The sequence below is a fragment of the Brachybacterium ginsengisoli genome (assembly GCF_002407065.1).
GTDB classification, from domain to species: Bacteria; Actinomycetota; Actinomycetes; order Actinomycetales; family Dermabacteraceae; genus Brachybacterium; species Brachybacterium ginsengisoli.
The window spans coordinates 2,762,372-2,779,458 of the sequence record NZ_CP023564.1 but is presented as its reverse complement, the minus strand read 5'-3'; the positions used below and the strand labels follow the sequence as shown (position 1 = coordinate 2,779,458).

Below are 17,087 nucleotides of genomic sequence, written 5' to 3'. Positions count from 1 at the left end.
CCGGACCGTGCCGGCCCGGTCAGGCCGCCGAGCGGCGGTCCGGGGCGAGGGTCAGGGTGAGGACCGTGGTCAGCGCCCCGGCGAGCAGCGGGACCAGCAGCATCGTCACCATCAGCAGGAGCATCGCGGCGGCGGCATCGGCCGCCACGACCCCGAGGGCGACCAGCGCGGCAGCCCCGACCGTCTCGGTGACCCCGGCGCCGCCGGGAGTCAGGGGGACCAGGGACAGCACACGGCCCAGCGCGAAGATCGCCACCGTCAGCAGCCACGGCACCTCGGCGCCGACCGCCTGGATCGCGAGGACCAGCGCGACCCACTGCAGCACCCGGGCCCCGAGGGTCGGTGCGAGCAGCGGCACCCACCGCCGACGCAGCATCTCCACGAGCACATCGCGCTGGGCGAGGATCACGGGGGCGACGCCCTCCGGGAGCTGCGTCGAGAACTGGTCCAGCAGGGCGGACAGCACGCCGCGGCGCAGCAGGACGAGCGTCAGGGCCAGGGCGATCACCGCTCCGAGCACGGCCACCACCGCGGCCCAGACCGCCCCGGGCAGCGCGACCCCGACCGGGGACAGCATCGGGGAGATCGCGTAGGCGCCGAGGCCCAGCAGGGGGATGAGCACCGAGGTGAGCACCATCTCCGCCAGCGAGGCGGCGATGATCCCGGTGAGGATGACGGGCAGGGCGAGGCCGGAGCGGCGCAGGATCCACCCCATCAGGCCCAGCCCGAGGATGCCCCCTCCCGGGATGGCGAGCGAGGTGGCCCCGGCGGCCGGATGCGCCAGCAGGACACCGGACCAGCGCGATCCGGGCAGGGCCACGCGCACCGTCACGGCTTCGAGCAGCAGTGCGCCTGCCCCGAGCATCACCACCGAGGGCACCGCCCAGGCGGGCAGCGACACCAGCGTCCCGGCGATGTCGCCCCAGCTCGTCCCCGTGGCCCAGGGCAGGGCCCAGCCGAGCAGTGCGATCACGAGCGCGGCCGAGACCAGGCCCGCGATCACGCGGCCGCGGGTCAGGCGCGGCGGGCGCTCCGCGTCGAGCTCCGCGAGCTCGTCCTCGAGCCGGCCGAGGCCGCCGGGATGATGCCCACCCCCGTCGGCCCGCCCGGGATCCGCCCGCGGACGGGGCGCTGCGCCCCCGGGGTCGGGGGAGTCGGAGGGATCGGGGGAGGCCGCTGACATGCGGCGATTCTCGCACGCGGCGGGCAGGCTCCATCCAGGGGCGAGGACCTAGCATGCGGACATGTCCTTCCTGCTCTCCCTCCTCGTCGTGCTGCACCTGATCTGCTGGGCCGTCGCGCTCGGCACCTGGGTGGCCGCCGCCCGCACCCGCCAGCCGAACCCGGGGATGCCCCATGCCGTCGCCGGTGCCGTGGTGACCGGGCTCGTGCTCGCCGCCCTGGTCTCGATCGTCGGCGACCCGAACCACATGAAGCTGGGCGTCAAGCTGCTGATCGGCGTGGTCGCCCTGGTCCTCGCCTACATCGCGAAGAAGAAGGGCCCCGAGACCACTTCCGCGGTGTGGTTCGGCATCCCCACCGCGATCGTTCTCAACGTGATCATCGCCGTGTTCGTCTGAGCCTCTGTCGAGGCGACCTGCCATGACAGGCTCGCATCCACCTGCTCACGTCCGCACCGGGCCCGACAGCCTCCCCGCTGTCGGGCCCGGCCCTATCCTGGAACCCTCATGAGCTCTCTCTTCGACGACCTTTCGCTGCCCGACGCCTTCCGCCGCCTCGACGGGGTGTCGGTGGCGCCGCAGACCCGCGACGGCGATCCTGTCGCGCCGCAGGGAGGGTCGGAACCCGATGAGGAGGCCCCGCTCGCGCAGGAGCCGCCGGCCCCCGAGGAGCCCCCGTACGACGAGGAGCCCCCGTACGACGACGCGCCGCCGCCCGAGGACGAGCTTCTGCCCCCGCCCGCCGCGGACCACCGCCCGCAGCGCTCGGCGGACCGGCCCGGCCCCGGCGGTCCGGTGCCGGGCGGTCCGGTGCCCGGATTCGTCGCCGCCGGGCTCACCGAGCTCACCGATGGCCTGAACCCGGCGCAGCGGGAGGCCGTCGAGCATCGCGGATCCCCGCTGCTCATCGTCGCCGGCGCCGGATCGGGCAAGACCCGCGTGCTCACCCGGCGCATCGCCCATCTGCTGCGCTCGGGCGAGGCCTCGCCCGGCGAGATCCTCGCGATCACCTTCACGAACAAGGCCGCCGCCGAGATGCGCGAACGCGTGGGCGAGCTGGTGGGTCCGGTCGCCCGCAGCATGTGGGTCTCCACCTTCCACAGCGCCTGCGTGCGGATCCTGCGCCGGGACGCGGCCGCCGCCGGGCTGAAGAGCTCCTTCACCATCTATGACAGCGCCGATTCCCTGCGGCTGATCACGACGATCGCCAAGGACCTCGAGCTGGACACGAAGAAGCATGCTCCGCGCGCCCTGGCCTCACGGATCTCCACGCTGAAGAACGACCTCGTGGACCCGATCGACTTCGCCGACCAGGCGGAGAGCGCGAAGAACCCCTTCGAGCGCACCCTCGCCCGGATCTACACGAACTACACCGAGCGGCTGCGTCAGGCCAACGCGGTGGACTTCGACGACCTCATCGGTCTGACGGTGACGCTGCTGCGGGAGAACCCGGCGATCCGCGAGGGCTACCGCCGCCGCTTCCGCCACCTGCTGGTGGACGAGTACCAGGACACCAACACCGCCCAGTACCAGCTGGTGCGGGAGCTGGTGGGGGACGACCCGCGCGCCGATCTCACCGTGGTGGGCGACTCGGACCAGTCGATCTACGCCTTCCGCGGCGCGACCATCCGCAACATCGTCGAGTTCGAGCAGGACTTCCCCTCGGCCCGCACGATCGTGCTCGAGCAGAACTACCGCTCCTCCCAGAACATCCTCACCGCCGCGAACTCCGTGATCGAGGAGAACGCCGGGCGGCGCAAGAAGAACCTGTGGACCGATCAGGGCGAGGGCGAGCAGATCACCCTCTACGTCGCCGATGACGAGCGCGAGGAGGCCCGGTACATCGGGCGGCAGATCGATGCCCTCGTGGACGACGGCCGCGGTGCCGGTGACATCGCGATCTTCTACCGGGCCAACGCCCAGTCCCGGGCGCTCGAGGACCAGCTGATCCGTGTGGGCCTGCCGTACCGCGTGGTCGGCGGGACCCGCTTCTACGAGCGCCGCGAGATCAAGGACGCGATCGCCTATCTCCAGGTGCTGACCAACCCGGCCGACGAGATCAACCTGCGCCGCATCCTCAACGTCCCCAAGCGGGGCATCGGCGATCGGGCCGAGGCCGTCATCGCGATGCTCGCCGAGCGGGAGCGGATCGGCTTCGGCGAGGCCCTGCGCCGCGCCGAGGAGGCACCCGGCATCGCCACCCGGTCGCTGAACGCGGTGCGCACCTTCGTGGCGATGCTCGACGACCTGCGCGCTCTGGCCGAGGACGGCTCCGGTCCCGCGGATCTGATCGAGGCGATCCTGCAGCGCTCGGGCTACTACGCCGAGCTGCAGGACAGCGACGACCCGCAGGACGAGTCCCGCCTGGAGAACCTCGCCGAGCTGGTCAGCGTCGCCGCCGAGTTCGAGGCGCAGGTCGAGGAGGCCGACGCCGTCGCCAGCGAGTACGAGGACGCCGAGAGCGCCGAGAGCGCCGAGAGCGGCGAGAGCGCCGAGAGCGGTGAGGCGGAGAGCTCCGAGCCCGGGAGCGCCGAGCAGGGGAGCGCCGGTGCCCGGGGCACGGCTCCGCAGGAGGTCGGGACCGCACCGGACGCCGAGCTGACCGCACCGGATGATCCCGAGGCGAGCCTCGTGGACCGCTTCCTGGAGAAGGTCTCGCTGGTGGCCGATGCGGACCAGATCCCCGGCGAGGAGGATCAGTTCGTCACCCTGATGACGCTGCACACGGCCAAGGGGCTCGAGTTCCCGGTCGTCTTCCTCACCGGCATGGAGGACGGCACCTTCCCCCACAACCGCACCCTGAGCGATCCCGACGAGCTCGAGGAGGAGCGCCGCCTGGCCTACGTGGGCATCACCCGCGCCCGCGAGAAGCTCTACCTGACCCGGGCGCAGATGCGCTCCCTCTGGGGCCAGACCCAGTACATGCCGGCCAGCCGCTTCCTCGACGAGGTGCCCGAGAGCGTGCTCGACGTGGCGCGCGCGGGATCGACCCTCGGCGGGGCCGGCTTCGGCGGCGGCTACTCCGGCGGGTCGGGCGGATACGGCGGCTCCGGCGGTCGTGGAGGCTCGGGCGGCCATTCCAGCGGCGGCGGGCGCGGCCCGTCCTTCAGCGGCGGCATCGGTGGCGGGCGCAGCGACATCAAGCGCCCCAGCCTCGGCTCCGGCCGCAAGGCCACCCCGGCCGACCAGCTCCCGCAGCTCGCGGTGGGGGACCGGATCACCCACGACTCCTTCGGGATGGGGACCGTCACCGAGGTCGCCGGGCAGGGCGAGAAGACCCAGATCGAGGTGCAGTTCAAGGCCCCGCACGGGACCAAGCGCCTGGTGCTGCGGTACGCCGCGATCACCAAGCTCTGAGCATCGGCTCAGCCGACGGCGACGAGCTCGACCTCGATGCCGTGGGGGTCCTCGGCGTACCACGCCACGTGGTCCTCGCCGCCGGCGTGCGGGTAGCGGTCGGCGAACAGCTCGTGCCAGCCGTGCCGCGCCGCCTCGGCCCGGATCGCATCCAGAGCGCCCCGGTCGGCGACGCGCAGCGCGAGGTGGTTCATGCCGGGGCGGCGGCGCTCCGAGGATGCCCCCTGGACGTCGTCGGACTGCTCGAGCACCAGGTAGGAGTCATCGCGGTGGCGCCAGATGCGGCCCAGCTCCCAGCCCTCGACGCGCTCCGGGGCCCAGCCCAGGGACGTCATCAGCCAGTCCCAGGCCGGTGCGGCCACGGCGAGATCCGCCGTCCACAGCTCGAGGTGATGGAGCCCGGTGCGGGGCGGTGGGGCAGAGGTCATGGGCCGACGGTACCCGTGCGCCGCGGGAGGGGCATCAGCCGGCGTCGCGAGATCGCTTCCACTGCGCGTACAGCCCGGCGCCGAAGCTCACCACCACGATCACCCCGACGATGATCAGCACCGTGGTGAAGGGGATCGGAATGCCGGCGGCGGCCAGCACGCCCCAGATGATGAACAGCGAGAGGCCGATCAGCAGGGCGTCGCGCAGCGCCCGCATGATCCTCGGGATGATGTTCACCCGGGACACGCGGCGGCTGGCCACGGTGTAGTAGGCCGCGGCGTCCCGTGACAGCTTGTCGGTGTCGAGGGCGGGCCGGGGCGCCGTGCTCGTGCGCGAGGAGGTGGGGCGGGTGCCGCCGGTGCCGTGCTCCCGGTCCCTGTGCTCCTGGTCCCGGCGGTCCTCCGGGCGGTGGTGCTCCGGGCGGTGCTCCTGGTCCCGGTGGTCCTGCGAGCGACGATCGTCCGCCCGGTCCCGCTCGGCGCGGCGCGGCGCATCGTCCGGTCGGCGGCCCTCGTCGATCGCCCGCTCGGCGGCACGGACATAGGCGCCGGCTCGGCCGGAGGCCCGACGGGCGGCGTCCTTCGCCCCGGGAGCCTGCTTGCGGGCGGTGTTCTGCGCCGCCTTCGCGTAGGTCTTCCAGTCGGCCATGACGTCTCCTCGACTCAGCGGTGCTCGCCGCGGGGCTCCCGGCGGGGGCGCTCCGCACGATCCTCGACGCTCCTGCGGACCTCGGCGTCGCGGGGATCCTCCTCGCGGAAGCGGATGTCGCCGCCACCGCGCACCTCGCGCTGCGGGCGCGGGTTCCGCGCCCGATGCTCGTTGAAGTAGGACAGCCCCACGTTCAGTCCCAGCGTGATCACGACGGACAGCGCGAAGCCGGCGAAGGTGGAGCGCACTCCGACCAGACGCAGCACGATGAACAGCACGCCGATCGCGACCACGCTGAATCCGAGGTGGTCGCGGACGCGCTGGGTGAGGCTGCGGGGGCGTCGGCTCATGACGGCATCGTAGTCGCCCGGGCTGGGCGTGCACCGTGCCCGCCGGGCGGTCGGCGGCGGGGTCCCGCGCATCGGGGGAGCGCGTGGGGAGTGAGACTCCCCGCACACCACCCGTCGTGGCTCGATGCGCGAGGCGGAAGCGATACGCTGACCGTGTTCCCAGGGGTGGCATCGAGGCCAGTGCGGCCTGCCGCCCACTGCCGACATCGAGAGGAAATGCACCCCGTGGACCTGTATGAGTACCAGGCCCGCGATCTCTTCGAGAAGCACGGCGTGCCCGTGCTCGGAGGAGTCGTCGCGGAAGATCCGGCAGCTGCCAAGGCCGGAGCAGAGAAGCTCGGCACCCCGGTCGTCGTCGTCAAGGCCCAGGTGAAGACCGGTGGCCGCGGCAAGGCCGGTGGCGTCAAGATCGCGAAGTCCCCCGAGGAGGCGGAGCAGAAGGCCTCCGAGATCCTCGGCATGGACATCAAGGGCCACACCGTGCACCGCGTCATGATCGCGGCGGGCGCCGACATCGCCGAGGAGTACTACTTCTCGCTGCTGCTGGATCGGGCCAACCGCAACTACCTCGCCATGTGCTCCGTCGAGGGTGGCATGGAGATCGAGCAGCTCGCCGTCGAGCGCCCCGAGGCGCTCGCCCGCGTGGCCGTCGACCCCAACGTCGGGATCGACGACGCGAAGGCGAAGGAGATCGTCGAGGCCGCGAAGTTCGACGCCGAGACCGGTGTCAAGGTCGCCCCCGTGCTGGTCAAGCTCTGGGACGTCTACAAGAACGAGGACGCCACCCTGGTGGAGGTGAACCCGCTGGTCAAGACCGGCGCCGGGGACATCGTCGCGCTGGACGGCAAGATCACCCTCGACGACAACGCGGAGTTCCGCCACGAGGACCACGCCGCGCTCGTCGACGTCACCTCCGAGGACCCGCTGGAGACCAAGGCCAAGGCCCTGGACCTCAACTACGTCAAGCTCGACGGCGAGGTCGGCATCATCGGCAACGGCGCGGGCCTGGTCATGTCCACCCTCGACGTCGTCGCGTACGCCGGAGAGAAGCACTCGGTCAAGCCCGCGAACTTCCTCGACATCGGCGGCGGCGCCTCCGCCGAGGTGATGGCCAACGGACTCGACGTCATCCTCGGTGACGAGCAGGTCTCCGCCGTCTTCGTCAACGTCTTCGGCGGCATCACCGCCTGCGACGCGGTCGCCAACGGCATCGTCGGCGCCCTGAAGAAGCTGGGCGACGCCGCCACCAAGCCGCTCGTGGTCCGCCTCGACGGCAACAACGTGGAGGAGGGGCGGAAGATCCTCGCGGACTTCGCCCACCCCCTCGTCACCCAGGCCGACACCATGGACGGCGGCGCGGCCAAGGTCGCCGAGCTCGCCGCCGCAGGAAAGTGAGCAGCACCCGACATGTCTATCTTTCTCGATGAGAACAGCAAGGTCATCGTCCAGGGCATGACGGGCTCGGAGGGCATGAAGCACTCCCAGCGCATGCTCGACTCGGGCACGAACATCGTCGGCGGCGTGAACCCGCGCAAGGCCGGCCAGTCGGTCGCCTTCGAGGGCGGCACGGAGGTCCCGGTCTTCGGGACCGTCGCCGAGGCCATGGAGGCCACCGGCGCGAATGTCTCGGTGGTCTTCGTGCCGCCGAAGTTCGCCAAGGGCGCCGCGATCGAGGCGATCGACGCCGAGATCGAGCTCCTCGTCATCATCACCGAGGGCATCCCGGTCACGGATTCCGCCGAGTTCTTCAACTACTCGCAGGCCAAGGGCACCACCCGCATCATCGGGCCGAACTGCCCGGGCCTGATCAGCCCCGGCAAGTCCAACGCGGGCATCACCCCCTCGAACATCACCGGTGCGGGGAAGCTGGGCCTGGTCTCCAAGTCCGGCACCCTGACCTACCAGATGATGTACGAGCTCGCCGACATCGGCTTCACCACCGCCATCGGCATCGGCGGCGACCCGGTCATCGGCACCACGCACATCGATGCGCTCGAGGCGTTCGAGAACGATCCGGAGACCGCCGGCATCGTGATGATCGGCGAGATCGGCGGCGACGCCGAGGAGCGTGCGGCCGAGTACATCAAGGCCAACGTCACCAAGCCGGTCGTCGGCTACGTCGCGGGCTTCACCGCCCCCGAGGGCAAGACCATGGGCCACGCCGGCGCCATCGTCTCGGGCTCCGCGGGCACCGCGCAGGCGAAGAAGGAGGCCCTCGAGGCCGCCGGCGTCAAGGTGGGCAAGACCCCCACCGAGACTGCCGACCTGATGCGCGAGATCATCAAGGGTCTGGTCTGAGCTGACCCACCCGCAGGACCGGCCCTGAGGCCGCTCCTGCCGCCCAGGAGGCCCCGGACCCGTCACAGGGTCCGGGGCCTCCTGCGTCAAGGTCCCGGCGCGCCCGCGCGGTGTCGGCGGGCAGACTAAGCTGGTCGAAGCCTGCTGTGCGCCAGACGAAGGAGGGGGCCCTGTGTCCGGAGATCTCATCGACACCACCGAGATGTACCTGAAGACGGTGTTCGAACTCCACGAGGCCGGGGTCGCGCCGATGCGGGCCCGGATCGCCGAGCGCCTGGGCCACTCCGGACCCACCGTCTCCCAGACGGTCGCGCGGATGGAGCGCGACGGGCTGCTCCATCTCGACGACCAGCGGCGGATCCGGCTCACCTCCGAGGGCTCCGCGGTCGCCACCGACGTGATGCGCAAGCACCGACTGGCCGAGCGGCACCTGCTGGACGTGATCGGGCTGGACTACGCCCACGTCCACGAGGAGGCCTGCCGCTGGGAGCACGTGATGAGCCTCGAGGTCGAGAAGCGCATCGCGCAGCAGGTCGCTCCGCCCTATGTGGATCCCTACGGCAACCCGATCCCCGGCCTCGCGGCCCTCGGCATCGAGGAGACCCAGGCCATAGAGGAGGGTAAAGGCGAGTCCAACAGCAGCAGTGAGCTGAGTGAGAGCCTCGCCGATGGACAGACCCTCCGGGTCCGGCTGGAGCGGATCGGGGAACGGGTCCAGAGCGATGTGGATCTTCTCGGTGACCTCGCACGTCACGGCATGATTCCAGGGGCCGAGGTCAGCGCTGAGCGGGTCGGCGGCAGCATCGTGCTGACGGGTCCCGGCGGAGGAGAGGTGGCGGTGACCGAGGTCGTCGCCGATCAGCTCCACGTGAGCCCGCTCGACGCCGGGTAAAGGATCCGTCAAGCTCTTCCCAGGACCTTCCAGTCATCCTGACGATGACGCTTCGCGCCCCCTAGTCTCGAGGGCGTGCCGCGGCGACAAGAGCCACGGCATTCCCCCCGGAGAGCCCCGTCGCGCACCGGATCGGGAGGCGAGACATCCACACGCGCGAGGGCGAGATCCCGGGGCTGGGAGCCACACGTGTCGAAGACTGCGAACCACACCCACCGCCGCGCCGCGCGCACCGTGACCCCTGCCGCCCGTGCGGGCCGTGCAGGTGCCGGAGCCGCCATGGCCGCGGCGATGCTGTTCGGCGGCGCCGCCGCCGCGACGGCCGAGCCCCAGGCCGACGCCCCGCAGGCTGACGCAGCCCCCGCGCTGATCGCCCCCGTCGCCGCTCCGGCCGTGGGCATCCCCGCCGCCAAGGCCGCCGTCTCCGAGAAGGCCGGGCCCGCTCTGGCCCCCGTCGCCGGCGAGATCTCCGTCGAGGTCGGCCCGACGGAGGAGGAGATCGCCGCCGCCGAGGCCGCTGAGCGCGAGGCCGCCGAGCTCGCCGCAGAGCAGGAGGCCGAGGAGAACGCGCAGGCCGAGCAGGACCAGCAGTCCGAGGACAGCACCGAGAACGAGACCGAGACCCGTCAGGACGAGGGCTCCTCCCGCTCCGAGGAGCGCTCCAGCCGTGAGGACGACGAGGACTCCTCGTCCTCCTCCAGCTCGTCCTCGAGCTCCAGCTCCTCTTCGAACTCCTCCTCCGATCAGTCGCAGGAGCAGAAGTCCGAGGAGAAGTCCTCCCCGGCGCCGTCGGCCGCCAAGGGCGGTTCGGTCCTCGCCACCGCTCGCTCCGGCATCGGCACCCCGTACGTCTTCGGCGGCACCTCCACCTCCGGCTGGGACTGCTCCGGCTTCGTGCAGTGGGTCTACGCCCAGCACGGCGTCTCCCTGCCCCGCGGCGCCGACGCCCAGGCCGCCTCCGGCACCGTCGTCTCCCGCTCCGAGGCGCAGCCCGGCGACCTGGTCTGGAAGCCCGGCCACATCGGCATCTACGCGGGCAACGGCAAGTTCGTCGACGCCGGCAACCCCCGCGTCGACACCACCGAGCGCAACATCTACTCCGGCAGCTGGACCTTCGTCCGCGTCGGCTGACACTCCGCGCTCCTTCGGCCCCGCACCACGTTCCGTGGTGCGGGGCCGCTCCCATTCCCGGCAGCGCGAACAACCGACCCGGCCGTCCTGCCGACGGGCGTGACCTGACCGACCGGACCGGCCCCCGTCCGAGCTCCTCCCGGGGTCGTCCCGGTACCGTGGGCGCGTGCATACCGTCCGTGATCTCCTCGCTCTCGCCCTCCTCCTGGGCGCCACCGTGCTCGGCGCCCTCTGGCTGCCGGGCACCTGGCTGCACGAGAACGTGGTCGTCCGGGACGGCTTCCTCGCCGTCACGGCGCCCCTGGCCGACGACGCGGCGTTCCAGCGCTCGCTGAGCGACAGCGCCGTCGAGACGATCGTGGGGGACGACCAGGTCCCGGAGTGGATCCAGGAGCAGCTGACCCCGCTCGCGGAGGAGCAGGCCGCGAAGCTCACCGGGACGGACACCTACGGGACCGTCTGGGTGGCGACGATGGGGGAGCTGCACGATGCGCTGTTCACCCCCGGCGCCTCCGAGCTGGACGTCGACCTGGCTCCGGTGATCGACCGGATCCTCACCCCCGTCGAGGAGCACCTGCCCGTCGCCATCCCGCGCCCGGACGATGCCACCGTCACGGTGGCGAAGGTGCCGGACGTGCCCCTGCTGACGGGCGCGACGGCGGTCACCCCCTGGGCGCACTGGGCCGGTCCCGCGGCCCTCGTGCTGCTGGTCCTCGCGCTGCTGGTGGGCGCCCATCGCCGCACCCTTCTGGCGATCGCCGGGATCGGCGGCATCCTCGCCGGCGCCGGGCTGTGGTGGCTCGCCGCCCGCATCGGGAGCGTCGTGCCCGATGCGGTGGACCGAGCGGTGTTCCTGGGGCCGATCGTCCAGGAGTTCGAGCTCCGCTTCACGGCGGCGATGACGCCCCAGGCAGTGGTCCTGGTGGGCGCCGGGGCCCTGGTGACGGCGGTCGGCGTGGTGCTGATGGGCCTGCACCGGCGCTGAACGGGGCCGACGGCCTCAGAGCATCCCGAGGCGCTCGAAGGCGACCACGATGCCGTGCTCGAGCGGACCGGGGACGGTGACGCCCTCCGCGGCCTCGAGGACCGCCTCCGGTGCACCCTCGATCGCGATGGCCGTGCCGGCCGCGCGCAGCATCCCCAGATCGTTCATCCCGTCGCCGATGCCCACCGTCGCGGAGAGGTCGATGCCGAGGTGCTCGGCCACCCGGCGCACCCCGTCGGCCTTGTCGATCGCCCGCAGATGCAGCTCCCCGGAGCTCACCTCGTCCTGGATGGAGTTGGGCAGGGCCCCCACCTCGGGGCCGATCTCCTCGGCGAGGTCCTCGACCCGCACCGGCGAGCCCCACACGGAGATCTTCGCGAAGGAGCATTCGGCGGGATCCTCGGGCACCGAGATCGCCTCGACGAGGTCCTGGATGCCGCGTCCCAGCGAGCCCTCCGCCGGTGCCGGCGACGAGGGATCGACCCGGCTGCGCAGCTCGTCGGCGGAGCGGGCGGTGCACACCAGGGCGTCGGGGGTCTCCAGCACGAAGGGCACGTCGTGGCTCTGCAGCACCTCGACGGCGCGGCGGCCGAGCTGATCGGGGAAGCGCTGATCCTCGAGCAGCTCCTCGCCCAGCCGGATCCAGCCGCCGGCGGAGGCCACCACGCCGTCGAAGAGCGCCATCACCTCAGGGGCGATGATCGAGGCGCAGCGTCCGGTGCACAGCAGGATCACGTGGCCCCTCGCCCGGGCCCGGCGCACGGCCTCGGCGTGGGCCGGGGGGACGACGCCCTGGAGGGCGAGGGTCCCGTCGTAATCGATGAACACACAGCGGCTGTCGGCCACGGACGCTCCTTGTGAGCAGAGGGATGGAGCCGGGGAGGACCAGGCAGGGGCGGGACCACCAGCCTAGGCGAGTCCCCTGGACGGGTTCAGGGCATGACGCCCTCCGGTCAGCGGCGACGGTGCAGGCTCGCGCGCACCGAGACGGTGACCGCCCGCGATCCGTCCCCGGATCCGGCGAGGGTGGAGAGGTCCACGTGCCGGGCGCTGGGGGTCATCGCCACGAGGTCCCGCACCATCGCCTCGTCCAGCTCGAGCGAGAGCCGGAGGTCCTGGGTGTCCGCGGTGGTGAACAGCGGGTAGAGGACGTCGTGCAGGCGCTCCTCCTTGCGTGGATCCAGCTGCACCATCCCGGGCACGCTCTCGCGCAGCTCGGCCAGATGGTCCGTCGCGGGGCGCACCACGAGCAGGTGCCCCGCAGGGTTCAGCACGCGGGCGAACTCCGCGGGGTTCCGCGGCGCGAACACGTCCATCACGAGGTCCACGGCGCCGTCGGCGAGGGGGAACGGGGAGAAGACGTCCCAGCCGGCCGCGGCGGCCCGCTCATGGGCGCGGGCGGCGAAGCGCAGGGCGCGCGGGGCGGTGTCCACCCCGAGTCCCTGCGCCGAGGGGACCCGGTCGAGCACGCCGCCGAGGTAGTAGCCGGTGCCGCAGCCGATGTCGAGCACCCGGGAGGAGTCGCCGGGATCCGCGGCGGGGAGGACCTGGCCCGCGAGCTCGGCGATCAGCTGCTGGAGCGGTGCGTAGGCGCCGGTGGCGAGGAAGGCGTCCCGTGCGCGGGCCATGTCGTCATCGTCCCCGCTGGTGGGGCTGGTCCCGGTGAGCAGCGAGACATAGCCGGCCCGGGCGAGGTCGAAGCTGTGGCCCTGCGGGCAGCGCAGAGTGCGCTCCGAGAGCTCGACGCGCTCCCGGCAGTGCGGGCACAGCAGGACGTCGAGCCAGGGGAGGAGGGCGGCAGGGGCGGGGCGGGGCACGTCAGCCAGGGTACGTCGCGCCGGGCCCGCTCCCGGTCTCGGTGTCGGTCCCGGAGCGGGGCGCCGGGCAGGAGCCCGAGCGCCTCATGCCCCGACGTACTCCCGCAAGTGCTTCCCGGTGAGGGTCGAGGCGTCCGCGACCAGCTCGGCGGGGGAGCCCTCGAACACGATCCGACCGCCGTCGGCCCCGGCGCCGGGACCGAGGTCGATGAGGTGGTCGGCGTGCGCCATGACCGCCTGGTGGTGCTCGATGACGATCACGGACCTCCCGGAGTCCACCAGCCGGTCCAGCAGACCCAGCAGCTGGTCCACATCGGCCAGGTGCAGGCCGGTGGTGGGCTCGTCGAGGACGTAGATCCCGCCCTTCTCGCCCAGGTGGGTGGCGAGCTTGAGGCGCTGGCGCTCGCCGCCCGAGAGGGTGGTCAGCGGCTGGCCGATGGTGAGATAGCCGAGCCCCACCTCGTCCAGATGGCCGAGCATCCTCGCCGCTGCGGGCACCTTCGTCTCCTCCGCGGAGAACAGCTCCCGCGCCTCGGCGACGGAGAGGGCGAGCACCTCGGCGATGTCCCTGCCGCCGAAGGTGTGCTCGAGCACGTCGGCGCGGAACCGGCGGCCCTCGCACTCCTCGCAGAGGGTCTCCACGGTCTCCATGAACCCGAGCTCGGTGTAGATGACCCCCGCGCCCTTGCAGACGGGGCAGGCGCCCTCGGAGTTGTTGGAGAACAGGGCGGGCTTGACGCCGTTGGCCTTCGCGAAGGCCTTGCGGATCGGCTCGAGCAGCCCGGTGTAGGTGGCGGGGTTGGAGCGGCGGGAGCCGCGGATCGCGGTCTGGTCCACCACGACGGCCCCGGCGTCCTTCGGCAGCGAGCCGTGGACCAGGGAGCTCTTGCCCGACCCGGCCACCCCCGTGATGACGGTGAGCACCCCCAGCGGGATGTCCACGTCCACGTCCTGCAGGTTGTGGTGGTGGGCGCCGCGGATCTCGATCGCCCCGCGCGGCTCGCGCACCGACTCCTTGAGGGACGCGCGGCGGTCCAGATGCACCCCGGTGAGGGTGGCCGAGGCCCGCAGCCCCGCCAGATCGCCCTGGTACTGCACGGTGCCGCCGAGGGCGCCGGCCCGCGGCCCGAGGTCGACGACGTGGTCCGCGATCGCGATCGTCTCCGGCTTGTGCTCGACCACCAGCACGGTGTTGCCCTTGTCCCGGAGGTCCAGCAGCAGCGAGTTCATGGTCGCGATGTCGTGGGGGTGCAGGCCGATGGTCGGCTCGTCGAAGACGTAGGTGACGTCCGTGAGCGCGGAGCCCAGGTGACGGATCATCCGCGTGCGCTGCGACTCGCCGCCGGAGAGGGTGCCGGAGGGGCGGTCCAGGGCGAGGTAGCCCAGACCGATCCGCACGAAGGAGCCCAGCAGGTCGGAGAGGTTCGCCAGCAGCGGGGCGACCGTCGGCCCGGTGTGCGAGGAGCGCAGCGACTCGACCCACTCGGCCAGCTCCGTGATCTGCAGGGAGGTGGCGTCGGCGATCGAGAGGCCGTCGATCCGCGAGGTGCGCGCGTGCTCCGCCAGCCGGGTCCCCTCGCACTCCGGACACACCACGAACTTCACCGCCCGGTCCACGAAGGCCCGCACATGGGGCTGCATCGCATCGCGGTCCTTGCTGAGGATCGACTTCTGGATCTTCGGGATCAGACCCTCATAGGTCATGTTCATGCCGTCGATCGAGATCTTCGTCGGCTCCTTGTACAGGAAGTCGTGGAGCTGACGCTTGGTGAACGACCTGATGGGCTTGTCGGAGGGGAAGAAGCCCGAGCGGGAGAAGATCTTCACGTACCAGCCGCCGGCGGCGTAGTTGGGAATCGTGAAGGGACCCTCGTCGAGGGACAGCTCCTCGTCGTAGAGCTCGGCGAGGTCCACGTCGGAGATCTCGCCCATGCCCTCGCAGCGCGGGCACATGCCGCCCACCCGCGAGTAGGTGGCCTTCTCGGCGATCGTCTTCGCGCCTCGCTGCACGGTCATCGCCCCGGCGGCCGTGACCGAGGGGACGTTGAAGGAGTAGGCGCCGGGGCCGCCGACGTGCGGCTCGGCGAGCTTGGAGAACAGGGTGCGCAGGTGGGCGCTGGCATCGGTGACCGTTCCGACGGTGGAGCGCACGTTCGCTCCCATCCGCTCCTGGTCCACGATGATCGCGGTGGTCAGCCCCTGCAGCTCGTCCACGTCCGGGCGGGCCAGCGAGGGCATGAAGCCCTGCAGGAAGGAGCTGTAGGTCTCGTTGATCATGCGCTGCGACTCCGCCGCGATGGTGCTGAACACGAGCGAGCTCTTGCCGGATCCCGAGACCCCGGTGAACACGGTCAGGCGCCGTTTGGGCAGGTCCAGGGAGATGTCGCGGAGGTTGTTCTCGCGAGCGCCGCGCACCCGGATCACGTCGTGGGAATCGGCGGGGTGGGCGGGGGAGGACATCGGCGGGGCTCCTCGGGCACAGGGGGACGGCGCGGTGCATCCCACGCCCCCGTCATTCTCGCACCGCCGGTGCGGAGTCGGACTAGCCTGGGGCGGTGACCGACACGACGCATTTCGACATCGCCCTCATCGGCTCCGGCTCCGCGAACTCCTTCCCCGGGCCCGAGCTCGCCGGCCGCAGCATCGTCCAGATCGACCGGGGCGTAGGCCCCGATCGGGTCTTCGGCGGGACCTGCATCAACCTCGGCTGCATCCCCACCAAGATGTTCGTGCACACCGCGGACCTCGCCCGCACCCCCGCGGAGGCCGGCCGCTTCGGCCTCGCCGAGCAGCTGGACCATGTGGACTGGCCCGCGATCCGCGACCGCATCTTCGGCCGCATCGATGCGATCTCCACCGGCGGCGAGGAGTACCGCCGTGACCACGAGGACAACGCGAACCTCACCCTGCTGCGCGGCACCGCCCGCTTCACCGGGCCGAAGACCCTGCACGTGACGGGGAACGACGGCACCGAGCAGACGATCACGGCGGACACCATCGTGCTCGGCGCCGGATCCCGGCCGGTGCTCCCGGAGATCGACGGCCTCGCCGAGGCGGAGCCCCACACCTCCGACACCATCATGCGGGTCGACCGGCTGCCGGCGTCGCTGGCGATCCTCGGCTCCGGGGTCGTGGCGGTGGAGATGGCGCACGTCTTCGCCTCCCTCGGCGTCGAGGTCACCCTGATCGCCCGCTCCTCCCGGGTGCTGCGTGCCGCCGACGCCGACGTCTCCTCCCGGCTCACCGAGATCCTCGGAGACCGGCTGCGGCTGGAGACGGACCTGTCCACCACCGCGGTGCGTCGCACTGTCGAGGGCGTCGAGCTGCGGGGCGAGCGCGACGGCGCCGAGGTGCTGATCCGGGCCGAGGAGCTGCTGGTCGCCGTCGGCCGTCGCCCCAGCTCCGATCTCCTGGACGTCGCCGCGGCCGGGATCGACACCGCGCCCGACGGGCGCGTCGAGGTCGACGCGCACCAGCGCGTGCTCGGCGGCGGGGAGGTGCTCGAGGGTCTGTGGGCCTTCGGCGACCTCTCCAGCCCGCACCAGCTCAAGCACGTCGCCAATCACGAGCAGCGGATCATGCGGCACAACATCCTCCACCCCGAGCAGCTGCGTCGCAGCGACACGATGCCGATCCCCAGCGGTGTCTTCACCCATCCGCAGGTCGCCTGGGTGGGGATCGACGAGGCCGCCGCCCGGGCGCAGGGCCGTGCGGTGAAGGTGGCGGTCCAGGAGTACGCCTCGATCGCCTACGGCTGGGCGATGGAGGACACGACCGGGTTCGCGAAGATCATCGTCGACGCGGAGACCACCGAGATCCTCGGCGCCCACCTGATCGGCCCGGAGGCGACCACACTCATCCAGCTGCTCATCCAGGCGATGAGCACCGGGCAGACCGCCCGCGACATCGCCGCGACCCAGTACTGGATCCACCCGGCGATGCCGGAGCTGATCGAGAACGCCCTGCTCCAGCTCGTGGACTAGCAGCCCGCCTCCTCAC

General features: G+C 71.8%; 15 protein-coding genes. 8 read left to right on the top strand and 7 right to left on the bottom strand.

All coding sequences use genetic code 11. The features are described from left to right. Positions 1-19 precede the first annotated feature (19 nt). A complete protein-coding gene (locus CFK41_RS12405) occupies positions 20-1,183 on the bottom strand; it encodes a lysylphosphatidylglycerol synthase domain-containing protein (RefSeq protein ID WP_096799942.1) in 1,164 nt (387 codons plus the stop codon). Between the two features lie 61 nt (positions 1,184-1,244). Between CFK41_RS12405 and CFK41_RS12400 the strand changes: the two genes are divergently transcribed. Then, on the top strand, positions 1,245-1,580 hold the full coding sequence (locus CFK41_RS12400) for a hypothetical protein (protein WP_096799941.1): 336 nt from the start codon (positions 1,245-1,247) through the stop codon (positions 1,578-1,580). A gap of 108 nt (positions 1,581-1,688) precedes the next feature. Next, positions 1,689-4,538 carry a UvrD-helicase domain-containing protein gene (locus tag CFK41_RS12395; protein ID WP_096799940.1) on the top strand — a complete coding sequence of 950 codons (2,850 nt, stop codon included), beginning with the start codon at positions 1,689-1,691 and terminating at the stop codon, positions 4,536-4,538. Between the two features lie 8 nt (positions 4,539-4,546). Here the strand turns inward: CFK41_RS12395 and CFK41_RS12390 are convergent, their stop codons facing one another. Genes CFK41_RS12390 through CFK41_RS12380 form a run of 3 tightly spaced genes read right to left on the bottom strand, consistent with a single transcriptional unit; the run spans position 4,547 to position 5,965 of the window. Continuing rightward, the gene (locus CFK41_RS12390) at positions 4,547-4,966 is read right to left on the bottom strand and encodes a VOC family protein (protein WP_096799939.1); all 420 of its coding nucleotides are present in this window, start codon (positions 4,964-4,966) and stop codon (positions 4,547-4,549) included. 34 nt (positions 4,967-5,000) lie between these two features. Further along, entirely contained in the window at positions 5,001-5,615 is a 615-nt protein-coding gene (locus tag CFK41_RS12385; protein ID WP_096799938.1) for a hypothetical protein, read from the bottom strand. 14 nt (positions 5,616-5,629) lie between these two features. After that, entirely contained in the window at positions 5,630-5,965 is a 336-nt protein-coding gene (locus CFK41_RS12380; RefSeq protein WP_096799937.1) for a hypothetical protein, read from the bottom strand. Positions 5,966-6,190: 225 nt separating this feature from the next. On the opposite strand from CFK41_RS12380, the gene sucC reads away from it, so the two are divergent. The 5 genes from sucC to CFK41_RS12355 all read left to right on the top strand — a co-directional run bounded on the left by sucC (position 6,191) and on the right by CFK41_RS12355 (position 11,271). After that, positions 6,191-7,360, top strand: a complete 1,170-nt coding sequence (sucC, locus tag CFK41_RS12375; RefSeq protein ID WP_096801069.1) for an ADP-forming succinate--CoA ligase subunit beta — start codon at positions 6,191-6,193, stop codon at positions 7,358-7,360. Positions 7,361-7,372: 12 nt separating this feature from the next. Continuing rightward, positions 7,373-8,263: a succinate--CoA ligase subunit alpha gene (gene sucD / locus CFK41_RS12370; protein ID WP_096799936.1), complete on the top strand. Its 891-nt coding sequence runs from the start codon at positions 7,373-7,375 to the stop codon at positions 8,261-8,263. A gap of 172 nt (positions 8,264-8,435) precedes the next feature. Beyond that, positions 8,436-9,155 carry a metal-dependent transcriptional regulator gene (locus CFK41_RS12365; protein WP_096799935.1) on the top strand — a complete coding sequence of 240 codons (720 nt, stop codon included), beginning with the start codon at positions 8,436-8,438 and terminating at the stop codon, positions 9,153-9,155. A gap of 189 nt (positions 9,156-9,344) precedes the next feature. Continuing rightward, complete coding sequence (locus CFK41_RS12360; RefSeq protein ID WP_096799934.1) at positions 9,345-10,286, top strand: C40 family peptidase; 942 nt, start codon at positions 9,345-9,347, stop codon at positions 10,284-10,286. Positions 10,287-10,452: 166 nt separating this feature from the next. Beyond that, positions 10,453-11,271, top strand: coding sequence for a hypothetical protein (locus tag CFK41_RS12355; protein WP_096799933.1), 819 nt, complete (start codon positions 10,453-10,455; stop codon positions 11,269-11,271). A 15-nt stretch (positions 11,272-11,286) separates the two neighbouring features. Here the strand turns inward: CFK41_RS12355 and CFK41_RS12350 are convergent, their stop codons facing one another. From CFK41_RS12350 to CFK41_RS12340, 3 genes are all read right to left on the bottom strand, one after another. Continuing rightward, on the bottom strand, positions 11,287-12,117 hold the full coding sequence (locus CFK41_RS12350) for an HAD family hydrolase (RefSeq protein ID WP_096799932.1): 831 nt from the start codon (positions 12,115-12,117) through the stop codon (positions 11,287-11,289). Between the two features lie 107 nt (positions 12,118-12,224). After that, complete coding sequence (locus tag CFK41_RS12345; protein WP_096799931.1) at positions 12,225-13,088, bottom strand: putative RNA methyltransferase; 864 nt, start codon at positions 13,086-13,088, stop codon at positions 12,225-12,227. A gap of 84 nt (positions 13,089-13,172) precedes the next feature. Then, positions 13,173-15,548 (bottom strand): ATP-binding cassette domain-containing protein, encoded by a 2,376-nt coding sequence (locus tag CFK41_RS12340; RefSeq protein WP_096799930.1) that lies wholly within the window; start codon positions 15,546-15,548, stop codon positions 13,173-13,175. 95 nt (positions 15,549-15,643) lie between these two features. On the opposite strand from CFK41_RS12340, the gene CFK41_RS12335 reads away from it, so the two are divergent. Continuing rightward, positions 15,644-17,071, top strand: coding sequence for a mycothione reductase (locus tag CFK41_RS12335; protein ID WP_096799929.1), 1,428 nt, complete (start codon positions 15,644-15,646; stop codon positions 17,069-17,071). Positions 17,072-17,087 lie beyond the last annotated feature (16 nt).